The organism is Streptomyces sp. 150FB (assembly GCF_000818195.1).
In the GTDB taxonomy this organism is placed as follows: Bacteria; Actinomycetota; Actinomycetes; order Streptomycetales; family Streptomycetaceae; genus Streptomyces.
In genome coordinates, this window is sequence record NZ_JTHL01000001.1 from 5,744,020 (window position 1) to 5,756,195 (window position 12,176).

Genomic DNA, 12,176 nt, shown 5'->3' on the forward strand with positions numbered 1-12,176 from the left:
CGGGTCGAGGACGACGGCGGTGTCGGGCGGCAGGTCGGCGCCGATGGCCGAGCCGTGTCGGAGCATCCGGGGCAGGGTGATCAACGTACGGAACGTCACGGTCCTCATTGAATGCGCTCGGGGTGGCCCCTGCCAGGGGGTTCGGACCATCAATTCCGTGACAAATTCCGTGACAAGGGCGGGTGGCCAGGTCGTTGCGGGGGTGGCGGGGCGCCGCGCCTTAGGCTGCCGACATGTGCGGAATCGTGGGATACGTCGGCGGACAGTCGGCGCTCGATGTGGTCATCGCCGGCCTCAAGCGGCTCGAATACCGGGGCTACGACTCGGCCGGGGTCGCGGTGCTCGCCGACGGGGGGCTCGCCGCGGCGAAGAAGGCCGGCAAGCTCGTCAATCTGGAGAAGATGCTGGTGGAGAGGCCGCTGCCGAGCGGCGTCACCGGTATCGGGCACACCAGATGGGCCACGCACGGAGCGCCGAACGACGCCAACGCCCACCCTCATCTCGACAACGCGGGCCGCGTCGCCGTCGTGCACAACGGCATCATCGAGAACTTCGCCGCGCTGCGCGCCGAGCTGAGCGACCGCGGCCACGACCTGGAGTCGGAGACCGACACGGAGGTCGTGGCGCACCTGCTCGCCGAGGCGTTCTCGTCCTGCGGCGACCTCGCCGAGGCGATGCGGCAGGTGTGCCGGCGGCTCGACGGCGCCTTCACGCTGGTCGCCGTGCACGCCGACGAGCCCGACGTGGTCGTGGGGGCGCGCCGTAACTCCCCGCTGGTGGTGGGCATCGGGGACGGCGAGTCCTTCCTCGCCTCGGACGTCGCCGCCTTCATCGCGTACACCCGCTCGGCGATCGAGCTGGGCCAGGACCAGGTGGTCGAGCTGCGCCGCGACGGCGTGAACGTCACGGACTTCAGCGGCGCACCAGCGACGACGCACGCCTACCACGTCGACTGGGACGCGTCGGCGGCCGAGAAGGGCGGCTACGACTACTTCATGCTCAAGGAGATCGCCGAGCAGCCGAAGGCGGTCTCCGACACGCTCCTCGGCCGGATCGACGCGGAGGGCTCGCTGCGCCTGGACGAGGTGCGGATGGCCGCCTCGGTGCTGCGGGAGGCCGACAAGGTCGTCATCGTGGCGTGCGGGACGGCCTTCCACGCCGGTCTCATCGCGAAGTACGCCATCGAGCACTGGACGCGGATGCCGTGCGAGGTGGAGCTGGCGAGCGAGTTCCGGTATCGGGACCCGATCCTGGACCAGCGCACGCTGGTGATCGCGATCTCGCAGTCGGGCGAGACGATGGACACGCTGATGGCGCTGCGGCACGCCCGGGAACAGGGCGCGAAGGTCCTCGCCATCTGCAACACGAACGGCTCGACCATCCCGAGGGAGTCCGACGCCGTCCTCTACACGCACGCGGGTCCCGAGGTCGCGGTCGCGTCGACGAAAGCGTTCCTGACCCAGCTCGTCGCCTGCTATCTGGTCGCGCTGTACCTGGGCCAGCTCCGGGGTACGAAGTGGGGCGACGAGATCCGGGCGGTCATCAGGGACCTGTCGCGGATCTCGTGCGAGGTGGAACGCGTCCTGGAGACGATGGAGCCCGTACGGGAGCTGGCGCGCTCGCTGGCCCACAAGAAGACCGTGCTGTTCCTTGGCCGGCATGTGGGGTACCCGGTGGCCCTGGAAGGCGCGCTCAAGCTGAAGGAGCTGGCGTACATGCACGCCGAGGGCTTCGCGGCCGGCGAGCTGAAGCACGGGCCGATCGCGCTGATCGAGGAGGACCTGCCGGTGGTGGTCGTCGTACCCTCCCCGCGCGGGCGCTCGGTGCTCCACGACAAGATCGTGTCGAACATCCAGGAGATCCGGGCCAGGGGCGCGCGGACGATCGTGATCGCCGAGGAGGGTGACGAGAGCGTGGTGCCGTACGCGGACCACCTGATCAGCATCCCGGCGACGCCGACACTGCTTCAGCCGCTGGTCGCCACGGTGCCGCTCCAGGTGTTCGCGTGCGAGCTGGCGACAGCGCGCGGCAACGAGGTGGACCAGCCGAGGAATCTGGCGAAGTCGGTCACCGTCGAGTGAGCGCACAGGGTGCACAGGCATGGGGACTGAGAGGGATGACTGTTGATCATCGGGGTGGGAATCGACGTGGCGGAGATCGAGCGGTTCGGGGAGTCGATACGACGAACCCCGCAGCTCGCCGAGCGGCTCTTCCTGGAGAGTGAGTTGCTGCTGCCGAGCGGCGAACGGCGCGGTACGGCGTCGCTGGCGGCGAGATTCGCGGCCAAGGAGGCCCTGGCCAAGGCGCTGGGCGCACCGGCCGGGCTGCGCTGGACGGACGCCGAGGTGTGGGTGGAGGACAGCGGGCGGCCGAGGCTGCGGGTGTCGGGCACGGTCGCCGAGCGCGCCGCCGAGCTGGGCGTACGGGCCTGGCATGTCTCGCTGAGCCACGACGCGGGTGTCGCGTCGGCCGTTGTGATCGCGGAGGGTTGACCGTATGCGTACCGCTTACAGCGTGGAGACGGTGAGGAACGCCGAGCGCGAGCTGATGGCGCGGCTGCCGGAGGGGGCTCTGATGCAGCGGGCCGCCGCCGGTCTCGCGGCCGCCTGCGCGGGGCTGCTGGGGCGGGTGTACGGGGCGCGTGTCGTGCTGCTCGTCGGGAGCGGCGCCAACGGCGGTGACGCGCTGTACGCCGGAGCCCGGCTGGCCCGGCGGGGAGCAAGGGTTTCGGCGGTGCTGCTCGCACCGGACCGGGTGCACGAGGAGGGCCTGGGAGCCTTCCGGACCGCCGGCGGGCGGGTGGCCGGCGACCCGTTCGATGCACTGTCCGCCGCCGACCTGGTGCTGGACGGCATCACGGGCATCGGGGGCCACGGCGGGCTGCGGCCCGACGCCGTCCCGGTCGCGCGCGCGGCGCACGCGGCACGCGCCGGGGGAGCCGTACTGGTGGCCGTCGACCTGCCGAGCGGGGTGGAGGCGGACACCGGCGAGGTGGCGGGGGAGGCGCTGCGCGCCGACGCGACGGTGACGTTCGGTACGTACAAGCCGGGCCTGCTGGTGGACCCGGCGCGCGAGTACGCGGGGGCCGTACGGCTCGTGGACATCGGGCTCGGCCCGCACCTGCCGTCGGTGCCCGACATCGAGGCGCTGCAACACGCGGATGTGGCACGACTGTTGCCGGTGCCGTCGGGGGAGAGCGACAAGTACCGGCGGGGTGTCGTCGGCATCGTCGCGGGATCGGCCCGCTACCCGGGCGCCGCCGTGCTCGCGGTGGCTGGAGCGCTGCGCGGCGGCGCGGGCGCGGTGCGGTACGTGGGTCCTGGCGGCGACGCGGTGATCGCCCGCTACCCGGAGACGCTGGTGCACGAGGGCCCGCCGTCGAAGGCGGGCCGTGTGCAGGCGTGGGCGGTGGGGCCGGGCCTGGGCGGCGATCCCGAGGTGGCCTCGGAGGTGGCCGACCTGCTGGCCTCGGCCGATGTGCCCGTCCTGATCGACGCGGACGGGCTGCGGCTGCTGGACGCGTCGGCGGTACGCGCCCGTACGGCTCCGACCCTGCTCACCCCGCACGCGGGCGAGGCGGCGGCGCTGCTGGGCGTCGACCGCGCCGAGGTGGAGTCGGGCCGGATGGTGGCGGTACGCGAACTGGCGTCCCGCTACGGGGCGACGGTGCTGCTCAAGGGCTCCACCACCCTGATCGCCGCACCGGACACGGCCACACCCGTACGCGTGAACCCCACCGGCACGCCCTGGCTGGCGACGGCGGGCACCGGCGACGTACTGACGGGCCTGTCCGGCTCCCTGCTGGCGGCGGGCCTGCCCGCGAGGGACGCGGCATCGGCTGCGGCGTATCTGCACGGCCTGGCGGCCAGGCTGGCGGCGAAGGGCGCGCCGGTCGGGGCGCACGACGTGGCGGAGAGCGTGCGGGAGGCCTGGCGCGATGTGGCGCGGTGACGGTGATTTCGAGGCGGCGTGATGTTGAGGCGGCGTGATGTTGAGGATGTGGGGAGCGGACGCGGGCGACCGAGTGGCGCCGCTGCGACGTCGTACGACGCCCCGCCCCGTCTGAGAGACTGATCCCGATGACCGGAAAGACGTACGCGACCGACTCCTCGCCCTCGTCGGCGCCACCTCCCAGGGCCCGTGCCGAGATCGACCTCGGCGCTCTGCGGGCCAATGTGCGGGCGCTGCGTAGCCGTGTGGGGCCCGGGGTCGCCCTGATGGCCGTGGTGAAGTCCGACGCCTACGGGCACGGCATGGTGCCCTGCGCGCGCGCCGCTCTGGAGGCCGGTGCCGAGTGGCTGGGAACCGCCACTCCGCAGGAGGCTCTCGCCCTGCGGGCCGCCGGGGTCGAGGGGCGGCTGATGTGCTGGCTCTGGACGCCAGGCGATCCCTGGCGCGCGGGCATCGACGCCGACCTCGACATGTCCGTCAGCGGGATGTGGGCGCTGCGTGAGGTGACCGAGGCGGCCCGCGAGGCCGGGCGGTGCGCCCGTATCCAGCTCAAGGCCGACACCGGCCTCGGACGCAACGGCTGCCAGCCCGCCGACTGGCCCGAGCTGGTCGCCGCCGCGCTCGCCGCCGAGGCGGCGGGCGAGGTCAAGGTGACCGGTCTGTGGTCGCACTTCGCGTGCGCCGACGAGCCGGGGCATCCGTCCATCGGCGCGCAGCTCGACGTGTTCCACGAGATGCTCGCGTACGCCGAGAAGGCGGGCGTCGCACCCGAGGTCCGGCACATCGCCAACTCGGCCGCGACGCTCACCGTCCCCGACTCGCACTTCGACCTCGTACGGGCGGGTGTGGCGACGTACGGCATCTCGCCCAGCCCCGCGCTGGGCACCTCAGGGGACTTCGGGCTGCGGCCCGTGATGACGCTCTCCGCCTCCGTCGCGCTCGTCAAGCAGGTGCCGGCGGGGCACGGCGTCGGGTACGGGCACCAGTACCACACGCGGGGGGAGACGACGCTCGGCCTGGTGCCGCTCGGGTACGGCGACGGCATCCCCCGGCACGCGTCGGGGCGGGGGCCCGTACTCGTCGGCGGGGCCTGGCGGCGGGTGGCGGGGCGGATCGCCATGGACCAGTTCGTGGTCGACCTCGGCGGCGACACGGTCGAGCCCGGCAGTCCCGCCGTGCTCTTCGGCCCCGGCGGCCAGGGAGAGCCGACCGCCCAGGACTGGGCCGACGCCGCCGACACCATCGCGTACGAGATCGTCACCCGGATCGGGCCCCGCGTGCCGCGCGTATATGTGGACGGGCCGGCGTGAACGCGTCCGGGGTGCACGCGTCCGGCGGGCGGCGATCCTGTGTGATCCCCGCCGAGTGAAGCCGGTTGAAGCCGGGTGAACACGCGTAGCGGTGGGAAGAGAGCCATCAGGACTAGCAGGGGCGGCACGGGTGAGTGAGAGCAGCGCGGCGGGGGACGCCGGGGCCATGATCGGGGACGTCGCGGCCGCCGCCGTATCCGGCGGTACGAGCTGGCGCCGGGCCGGTGTGGCGGGCGCGGCGATCGGTGTCATAGCGGGTGCGGCGGCCGCCGGTGTCGCGATCGAGAGGCTGACGGTCGGGCGCGGCATGCGCCGCAGGGCGCGGCTCGCGCTCGACGCCTCCGGGCCGTACGGCGCGCTGCGCGGCACCCCGGGCACGGCCGCCGCCGACGACGGCACCGGCCTGTACTACGAGGTCGACGAGATCGGCGAACCCGACCCCAAGACGGCGGGAGCGCGCCGCAGACGGCTCTTCGGACGCAAGAACCCGGCCCCCGTCACGGTCGTCTTCAGCCATGGCTACTGCCTCAACCAGGACTCCTGGCACTTCCAGCGCGCGGCCCTGCGCGGAATCGTCCGTACGGTCCACTGGGACCAGCGCAGCCACGGCCGTTCGGCGCGCGGCGCGGGCCAGCGCGGGCCCGGCGCCGTACCGGTCACCATCGACCAGCTCGGCCGTGACCTGAAGGCCGTGATCGACGCGGCGGCGCCCGAGGGGCCGCTCGTCCTCATCGGCCACTCGATGGGCGGCATGACCGTGATGGCGCTCGCCGACCAGTATCCGGAGCTGGTACGGGAACGGGTCGTCGGCGTCGCCTTTGTCGGCACGTCCAGCGGGAAGCTCGCCGAACTCAACTACGGGCTGCCGGTCGTCGGCGTGAACGCCGTGCGCCGCGTCCTGCCCGGTGTGCTCAAGGCGCTCGGCTCGCAGGCCGATCTGGTCGAGCGGGGGCGGCGCGCCACGGCTGATCTCTTCGCCGTGCTGATCAAGCGGTACTCGTTCAGCTCGAAGGACGTGGACCCGGCGGTCGTACGGTTCGCCGAGCGGCTCATCGAGAGTACGCCGATCGATGTCGTCGCCGAGTTCTACCCGGCCTTCACCGACCACGACAAGGCGCAGGCGCTCTCGATCTTCCTGGAGGTACCGGCGCTCGTGCTGGCCGGTGAGGGCGACCTCGTCACTCCGAGTTCGCACAGCGAGGCCATAGCGGATCTGCTGCCGGACGCGGAGCTGGTGCTCGTACCGGACGCCGGGCATCTGGTGATGCTGGAGCATCCGGAGGTGGTGACGGACCGGATCGCCGACCTGCTGGTACGCGTCGGCGCGATGCCGGCAGCCGCTAACGTTGGCACGTATGGAAGCACCGCGCAGCCAGGAAGCTGAGACCTCCGGCCTCTCCCGCACGTCGCCCACCTACCGGAACTCGGTGAGGATCACCGTCGGTTCTCCCGAGCGGATGCGGGAGCTGGGGCGCGCGCTCGCCGGGCTGCTGCGGGCCGGGGACCTGGTGATGCTCACCGGCGAACTCGGGGCGGGCAAGACGACGCTGGCGCGCGGGCTCGGCGAGGGCCTCGGGGTACGGGGCGCCGTCACGTCCCCCACCTTTGTGATCGCCCGCGTACACCCGTCCCTGTCCGGCGGTCCCGCGCTGGTGCATGTCGACGCGTACCGGCTGGGCGGCGGCCTGGACGAGATGGAGGACCTCGACCTCGATGTCTCGCTGCCGGACTCCGTGGTGGTCGTGGAGTGGGGCGACGGGAAGGTGGAGGAGCTGTCGGACGACCGGCTCCAGGTGGTGATCGACCGCGTCATGGGCGGTGCGGAGCCCGAGGGCGAGGACGACGACCGGCGCGAGGTGACCGTGACCGCGTTCGGCGGGAGCCGGTGGGACGGTGTGGATCTCGTGTCCCTGGCGCGCTGACGGGGTACGTTCCGACAAGGTGTCGGTAAAATGTTGCGCGCACGGTGTCGCGCATGGTCACATGGTTACCGAGACTTGGTTAGGTCTACCTAACCATGCCTGCCCCCGGAGCCCCAGGAGGCACCATGCCGGAGCACCGGCGCGAAGCGAGTACCGAACGGCCGCAGTCGCAGCCGCGACCGCGACCGCATTCACCGTCGCCGTCCGACGTGTCCATGAGAGACCTGCTGGCCTCGTGCGCGGCCGCGCACGCCGTGTCGACACCGCCGGAGCAGACCTCGGCGGTGGCGGTGGCCGAGGCCGAGGAGCGGGCGGCGGCAGACGAACGCGCCACGCGGCGGGATGCCGCGTGACGCGCTTTTCCGAACTGCTGAGCTAGTGAGCTGCTGAACGGCTGATCTGCTCGGCTACTGAACGACCACGATCTTCGCGCCGACATCCGCGAACGACCACAGCGCGTCGCCGTCCGCCCGGCTCATCCGTACCCCGCCCGTCTTCAGCTTCGGATCGGGGCTCGGCATCGAGCCGTCCAGGGCCGCGCTGAAACCGATCGTCACACCGTCCACCGTCGCGAAACGCACGACGTGCTCGACGGACACCCCGTCCGAGCCCGGGATCTGCGGCGCGCGCGTGGTCACCGCGTACGAACCCGGCGGCGGGTTCACGGTGCTCGGCATGACGGGGAAGGTCCGCATCCGCGCGCCCGTGGGCCCCACCAGCCACACGCGCCGGTCGTGCAGCGCGTACACGACCCGCTTGCCCGTGCCCGACCGCGCGGGCACCGGGAACTGGTCCTTCTTCTTCGCCGGGGCCCCCGAGACGGAGTGCGAGGTGCTCGGCGTCTGGGGCTTCCCGAGGGTGTCGGGCGCGCTCGCCGACGCCTGGTAGGCGAGGAAACCGACGGCGGCCAGCGCCGCCGCGGTGAGCCCGGCCACGATTCCCGAGCTGCTCCTGGGCACCTTGATCCACCTCTCGTACGTATGACTCCGTGGTGACGGTAGCAGCAGTGGGGTGACGGGACGGGCCGCCGTGCCTCCCGGCCAGGAGCCGTAGGCTGTTTGCGTGCTTCTGCTCGCCGTTGATACCGCCACGCCCGCCGTTACCGTCGCCCTGCACGACGGCTCCTCCGTCCTCGCCGCGGAGAGCCAGGTCGACGCGCGGCGGCACGGGGAGCTGCTGCTGCCCGCTGTCGACCGCGTCCTCGCCGGGGCCGGACTGAAACTCGACGCCGTCACCGATGTGGTCGTCGGGGTCGGGCCGGGACCGTACACAGGGCTGCGCGTCGGACTCGTCACCGCCCTGACCTTCGGCTCGGCGCTCGGGGTGCCGGTCCACGGACTGTGCACGCTGGACGGGCTCGCGTACGCGTCCCAGCTCGACGAGCCGTTCGTCGTCGCCACGGACGCGCGCCGCAAGGAGGTCTACTGGGCGCGGTACGCGGACTGCCGTACGCGCCTCAGCGAACCGGCCGTCGACCGCCCGGCCGATCTCGCTGACCTCGCCGAGCTGGCGGGGCTGCCCGCCGTGGGGGCAGGGGCGGTGCTGTATCCGGGGACCTTCCCCGACGCGCGCGGCCCGGAACACCAGTCGGCGGCGGCGCTCGCCTCGCTCGCCGCCGAGCGGCTCGCGGCAGGCGCCGACTTCCTGCCGCCGCTCCCGCTTTATCTGCGCCGCCCCGACGCGCAGGTCCCCAAGAACTACAAGGTGGTCACCCCGAAGTGACCGAGCAGAGCAGGCAGAACGAGCGGAACGCGCGGAGCGAACAGCACGCGCGGAACGAACAGCAGGCGCGGAGCGCGCGGGACGCGCAGCACGAGAGCCCGGCCACCGTCCTGCGCGAGATGCGCTGGTGGGACATCGAACCGGTGCTCGCCCTCGAACTCGACCTCTTCCCCGACGACGCCTGGTCGCCCGGCATGTTCTGGTCCGAGCTGGCCCACGCCCGCGGCCCCCACGCCACCCGGCGCTATGTGGTGGCGCAGGCCGGGGACCGGATCGTCGGCTACGCGGGGCTCGCCGCGGCCGGCGGGCTCGGTGACGTACAGACCATCGCCGTCGTGCACGACCACTGGAGCACCGGGCTCGGCTCCCGCCTCCTCACCGACCTGCTGCACCACGCGACCTCCTTCGAGTGCGAGGAAGTGCTGCTGGAGGTACGGGTCGACAACACCCGGGCGCAGAAGCTGTACGAACGCTTCGGCTTCGAGCCCATCGGCTTCCGCCGGGGGTACTACCAGCCCGGCAATGTCGACGCGCTCGTGATGCGCGTCGACATGCACGGCATCGCCGCCGCCGGGGCAGACCCCCTCACCGACTCACCTTCCGAGTCTTCCGAGTCTTCCGAGTCCCCCTCCGAGTCCCGAGGAACAGAGACCCATGGCTGACGAACCACTCGTCCTCGGCATCGAGACCTCCTGCGACGAGACCGGCGTCGGCATCGTGCGCGGTACGACGCTGCTCGCCGACGCCATCGCTTCGAGCGTTGACGAGCACGCGCGCTTCGGCGGTGTGGTGCCCGAGGTCGCGTCCCGCGCGCACCTGGAGGCGATGGTGCCGACCATCGAGCGCGCGCTGAAGGACGCCGGGATCAGCGCCCGCGATCTGGACGGCATCTCCGTGACGGCCGGGCCCGGCCTCGCGGGTGCGCTGCTGGTGGGGGTCTCGGCGGCGAAGGCGTACGCGTACGCGCTCGGCAAGCCGCTGTACGGCGTGAACCACCTGGCCTCGCACATCTGCGTCGACCAACTGGAGCACGGCCCGCTGCCCGAGCCGACGATGGCGCTGCTGGTGAGCGGCGGACACTCGTCGCTGCTGCTCGCGCCGGACATCACCTCGGACGTACGGCCGATGGGCGCGACGATCGACGACGCGGCGGGCGAGGCGTTTGACAAGATCGCGCGGGTACTGCAACTCGGCTTCCCCGGCGGCCCGGTCATCGACCGCCTCGCCAGGGAGGGCGACCCGGCCGCGATCAGGTTCCCGCGCGGTCTGACCGGGCCGAGGGACGCGCCGTACGACTTCTCCTTCTCCGGGCTGAAGACGTCGGTCGCGCGCTGGATCGAGGCGAAGCGGAGTGCGGGCGAGGACGTGCCCGTACGGGATGTGGCCGCGTCGTTCCAGGAGGCGGTCGTCGACGTCCTGACCCGCAAGGCCGTCCGCGCCTGCAAGGACCAGGGAGTGGACCATCTGATGATCGGCGGCGGGGTCGCGGCCAACTCCCGGCTGCGCGCGCTCGCCGCCGAGCGGTGCGAGCGGGCCGGAATCCGGCTGCGGGTGCCGCGCCCCGGGCTGTGTACGGACAACGGTGCGATGGTCGCGGCACTGGGCGCCGAGATGGTGGCGCGTAACCGGCCGGCCTCGGACTGGGACCTGTCGGCGGACTCGTCGCTGCCGGTGACGGAGCCGCATGTGCCCGGCCTGTCCGGCGGCCACGGCCAGGACCACACGCACGATCACGACCACGACCATCTCCACGAGCTGAGCAAGGACAACCTCTACTCATGACCGTCGCGTTGATGTGGGAGGCCAAGGCCGTGCCCGGCCGGGGCGGCGAACTGCTGGCGTGGGTACGGGAGAAGGAGAAGGAACTCCGGCTCCCGCCCCTGCGGCAGGAGGTTCTTCGCGCGCCGCAGGACCGGGTCCTGGTGATCACGTGGTGGGACGCCGCATACGACGCCGAGCTGCCCGAACTCCCTGAGCCCGCTGCCGACTTGATCGCGCGGGCGGTGCACCGCTGGCGGTTCGAGAGCGTCGAGTAGCCGCGCGGAGGTTCACCCGGCGGCCGAGTTGCGCAGCGCGGCCGCCTGCCCGGCGTCGGCGGGCGTGGGCGTGGGCGGCTCGGCGGGGGTGTTTCGCGTCGCCCGTACCGTACGCAGGACCACCGCGGCCAGTACCAGCGCGGCGACGGTGAAGACCGTCCCGAGGCCGAACGCCAGCCGGTAGCCGCCGGTGAGCGAGGCGGCGGCGCTCTCGCCGTGGCCGAGCGGCGACTCCGTACGCGAGGCCGCCAGCGTGGACAGGATCGCCAGGCCGAAGGCGCTGCCGACCTGCTGCATCGTGTTGCACATGCCCGAGGCGATCCCGGAGTCCTCGGGGGTCGACGCCGACATGTTGGTCCAGGGCCGAGCACCCGCTGAACCGAACGGGCCGCGTACGTGCTCCGCGAGGCGTTCGACTACCCGTACGAGCAGACGCCGGCTGTCACGGTGGCCCACTTTGTTCGACGTTTGTTGAACATCGAAGACAGTGTGCGGCGCTCCGACGGGCCGGCCGCCCGGGCCGCCTCACCCGCCACGGCGCCGCAACGCCGGCAGGCCGGGGTCCTCACGGGCGGGCGGCGAGGTGAGGCCGTGCTCCTCGGCCTCGCCAATCATCTCGGCACGGGTGGCGGGCCACATCCAGAAGGTTTCCGGGTGCTCCTGCAGGACGGACGCCCTCCGGCGCCTGCCCGGAGGGGGAGGGAGGCGGCGGAGGGGGCGGTCTTGCGGGTGCCGGGCCGTGTCAGCCGTTGGTGAAGCGGCCGGCCTGGGCGAGGATCTGCTCCGGGTCGTCGAGCGGGGGGTAGATCCACAGTGTGTTGATGTTCCGCTTCAGGGTCTTGGCCTCCTGGCCGGTCGTCAGGACCGTACGGTCCCACCCTTCGGTGGCGACGGCGCCGGCCGATCCGAGGTCCAGGCAGTTGCTGTACGGGTCGGGGACGAACGGCAGGGGCGCGGTGCCGAGGAGATCGGCGGCGACGTTGTGTCCGGCGAACTTCCCCATCGGCTGCGCGTGCTGGCAGCTCTGCACCGTGTAGTGCCCTTCCTCCGCGAGCGCGGCGGCGGTGTCGCCCGCCGCGTACACGTCGGGGACGCCGGGCACGCGCAGGTACGGGTCGACGATCAGCCGTCCCTGCCGGTCGCGCTCCGCCGGAATCTGCACCGTCAGGGGACTGGCGGCCATACCGGCCGTCCACACGACGGTCGCCGCGGGGATCACCTCACCGTCCGAGAGC

Annotated in this window: 14 protein-coding genes; 11 read left to right on the plus strand and 3 right to left on the minus strand. The window is 72.4% G+C overall.

Features of this window, described 5'->3' with window-relative positions; translation table 11 throughout:
* Positions 1–233 precede the first annotated feature (233 nt).
* The 7 genes from glmS (at position 234) to QR77_RS24820 (ending at position 7,536) form a co-directional block, all read left to right on the plus strand.
* The gene (gene glmS / locus QR77_RS24790) at positions 234–2,081 is read left to right on the plus strand and encodes a glutamine--fructose-6-phosphate transaminase (isomerizing) (protein ID WP_040024311.1); all 1,848 of its coding nucleotides are present in this window, start codon (positions 234–236) and stop codon (positions 2,079–2,081) included.
* A gap of 39 nt (positions 2,082–2,120) precedes the next feature.
* Complete coding sequence (locus QR77_RS24795) at positions 2,121–2,492, plus strand: holo-ACP synthase (protein WP_040024312.1); 372 nt, start codon at positions 2,121–2,123, stop codon at positions 2,490–2,492.
* A 4-nt stretch (positions 2,493–2,496) separates the two neighbouring features.
* On the plus strand, positions 2,497–3,951 hold the full coding sequence (locus QR77_RS24800) for an NAD(P)H-hydrate dehydratase (protein WP_040024313.1): 1,455 nt from the start codon (positions 2,497–2,499) through the stop codon (positions 3,949–3,951).
* Positions 3,952–4,079: 128 nt separating this feature from the next.
* Entirely contained in the window at positions 4,080–5,261 is a 1,182-nt protein-coding gene (alr, locus tag QR77_RS24805) for an alanine racemase (protein ID WP_052489031.1), read from the plus strand.
* A 166-nt stretch (positions 5,262–5,427) separates the two neighbouring features.
* Positions 5,428–6,645, plus strand: a complete 1,218-nt coding sequence (locus QR77_RS24810; protein WP_107069121.1) for an alpha/beta hydrolase — start codon at positions 5,428–5,430, stop codon at positions 6,643–6,645.
* Entirely contained in the window at positions 6,617–7,183 is a 567-nt protein-coding gene (gene tsaE, locus QR77_RS24815) for a tRNA (adenosine(37)-N6)-threonylcarbamoyltransferase complex ATPase subunit type 1 TsaE (protein WP_040024316.1), read from the plus strand. Before QR77_RS24810 ends, tsaE begins: the two co-directional genes overlap by 29 nt.
* Before the next feature lie 125 nt (positions 7,184–7,308).
* Positions 7,309–7,536 carry a hypothetical protein gene (locus QR77_RS24820; protein ID WP_040024317.1) on the plus strand — a complete coding sequence of 76 codons (228 nt, stop codon included), beginning with the start codon at positions 7,309–7,311 and terminating at the stop codon, positions 7,534–7,536.
* Positions 7,537–7,590: 54 nt separating this feature from the next.
* On the opposite strand, the gene QR77_RS24825 is transcribed toward QR77_RS24820, so the two are convergent.
* Positions 7,591–8,142, minus strand: a complete 552-nt coding sequence (locus QR77_RS24825; protein WP_173476345.1) for a hypothetical protein — start codon at positions 8,140–8,142, stop codon at positions 7,591–7,593.
* A 103-nt stretch (positions 8,143–8,245) separates the two neighbouring features.
* On the opposite strand from QR77_RS24825, the gene tsaB reads away from it, so the two are divergent.
* From tsaB to QR77_RS24845, 4 genes are all read left to right on the plus strand, one after another.
* Positions 8,246–8,905 carry a tRNA (adenosine(37)-N6)-threonylcarbamoyltransferase complex dimerization subunit type 1 TsaB gene (gene tsaB, locus QR77_RS24830; protein WP_040024320.1) on the plus strand — a complete coding sequence of 220 codons (660 nt, stop codon included), beginning with the start codon at positions 8,246–8,248 and terminating at the stop codon, positions 8,903–8,905.
* Positions 8,906–9,024: 119 nt separating this feature from the next.
* Positions 9,025–9,567, plus strand: a complete 543-nt coding sequence (gene rimI / locus QR77_RS24835; RefSeq protein WP_052489701.1) for a ribosomal protein S18-alanine N-acetyltransferase — start codon at positions 9,025–9,027, stop codon at positions 9,565–9,567.
* A complete protein-coding gene (gene tsaD, locus QR77_RS24840; protein ID WP_040024321.1) occupies positions 9,560–10,687 on the plus strand; it encodes a tRNA (adenosine(37)-N6)-threonylcarbamoyltransferase complex transferase subunit TsaD in 1,128 nt (375 codons plus the stop codon). Before rimI ends, tsaD begins: the two co-directional genes overlap by 8 nt.
* Entirely contained in the window at positions 10,684–10,941 is a 258-nt protein-coding gene (locus QR77_RS24845; protein ID WP_040024322.1) for a hypothetical protein, read from the plus strand. The genes tsaD and QR77_RS24845 overlap by 4 nt, the downstream gene beginning before the upstream one ends.
* Positions 10,942–10,953: 12 nt before the next feature.
* Here QR77_RS24845 and QR77_RS47860 read toward each other — a convergent pair whose 3' ends face one another.
* Both QR77_RS47860 and QR77_RS24855 read right to left on the minus strand, forming a co-directional pair.
* Positions 10,954–11,397: a hypothetical protein gene (locus QR77_RS47860; RefSeq protein ID WP_040024323.1), complete on the minus strand. Its 444-nt coding sequence runs from the start codon at positions 11,395–11,397 to the stop codon at positions 10,954–10,956.
* A 286-nt stretch (positions 11,398–11,683) separates the two neighbouring features.
* A partial coding sequence (locus QR77_RS24855; protein WP_040024324.1) for an FAD-dependent oxidoreductase occupies positions 11,684–12,176 on the minus strand: 493 nt, incomplete at its 5' end.

Coding starts and splice junctions, on each gene's coding strand:
- glmS (WP_040024311.1), top strand. CDS start 234: ATGTGCGGAATCGTGGGATACGTCGGCGGACAGTCGGCGCTCGATGTG.
- QR77_RS24800 (WP_040024313.1), top strand. CDS start 2,497: ATGCGTACCGCTTACAGCGTGGAGACGGTGAGGAACGCCGAGCGCGAG.
- alr (WP_052489031.1), top strand. CDS start 4,080: ATGACCGGAAAGACGTACGCGACCGACTCCTCGCCCTCGTCGGCGCCA.
- QR77_RS24810 (WP_107069121.1), top strand. CDS start 5,428: ATGATCGGGGACGTCGCGGCCGCCGCCGTATCCGGCGGTACGAGCTGG.
- tsaE (WP_040024316.1), top strand. CDS start 6,617: ATGGAAGCACCGCGCAGCCAGGAAGCTGAGACCTCCGGCCTCTCCCGC.
- QR77_RS24820 (WP_040024317.1), top strand. CDS start 7,309: ATGCCGGAGCACCGGCGCGAAGCGAGTACCGAACGGCCGCAGTCGCAG.
- rimI (WP_052489701.1), top strand. CDS start 9,025: ATGCGCTGGTGGGACATCGAACCGGTGCTCGCCCTCGAACTCGACCTC.
- tsaD (WP_040024321.1), top strand. CDS start 9,560: ATGGCTGACGAACCACTCGTCCTCGGCATCGAGACCTCCTGCGACGAG.
- QR77_RS24845 (WP_040024322.1), top strand. CDS start 10,684: ATGACCGTCGCGTTGATGTGGGAGGCCAAGGCCGTGCCCGGCCGGGGC.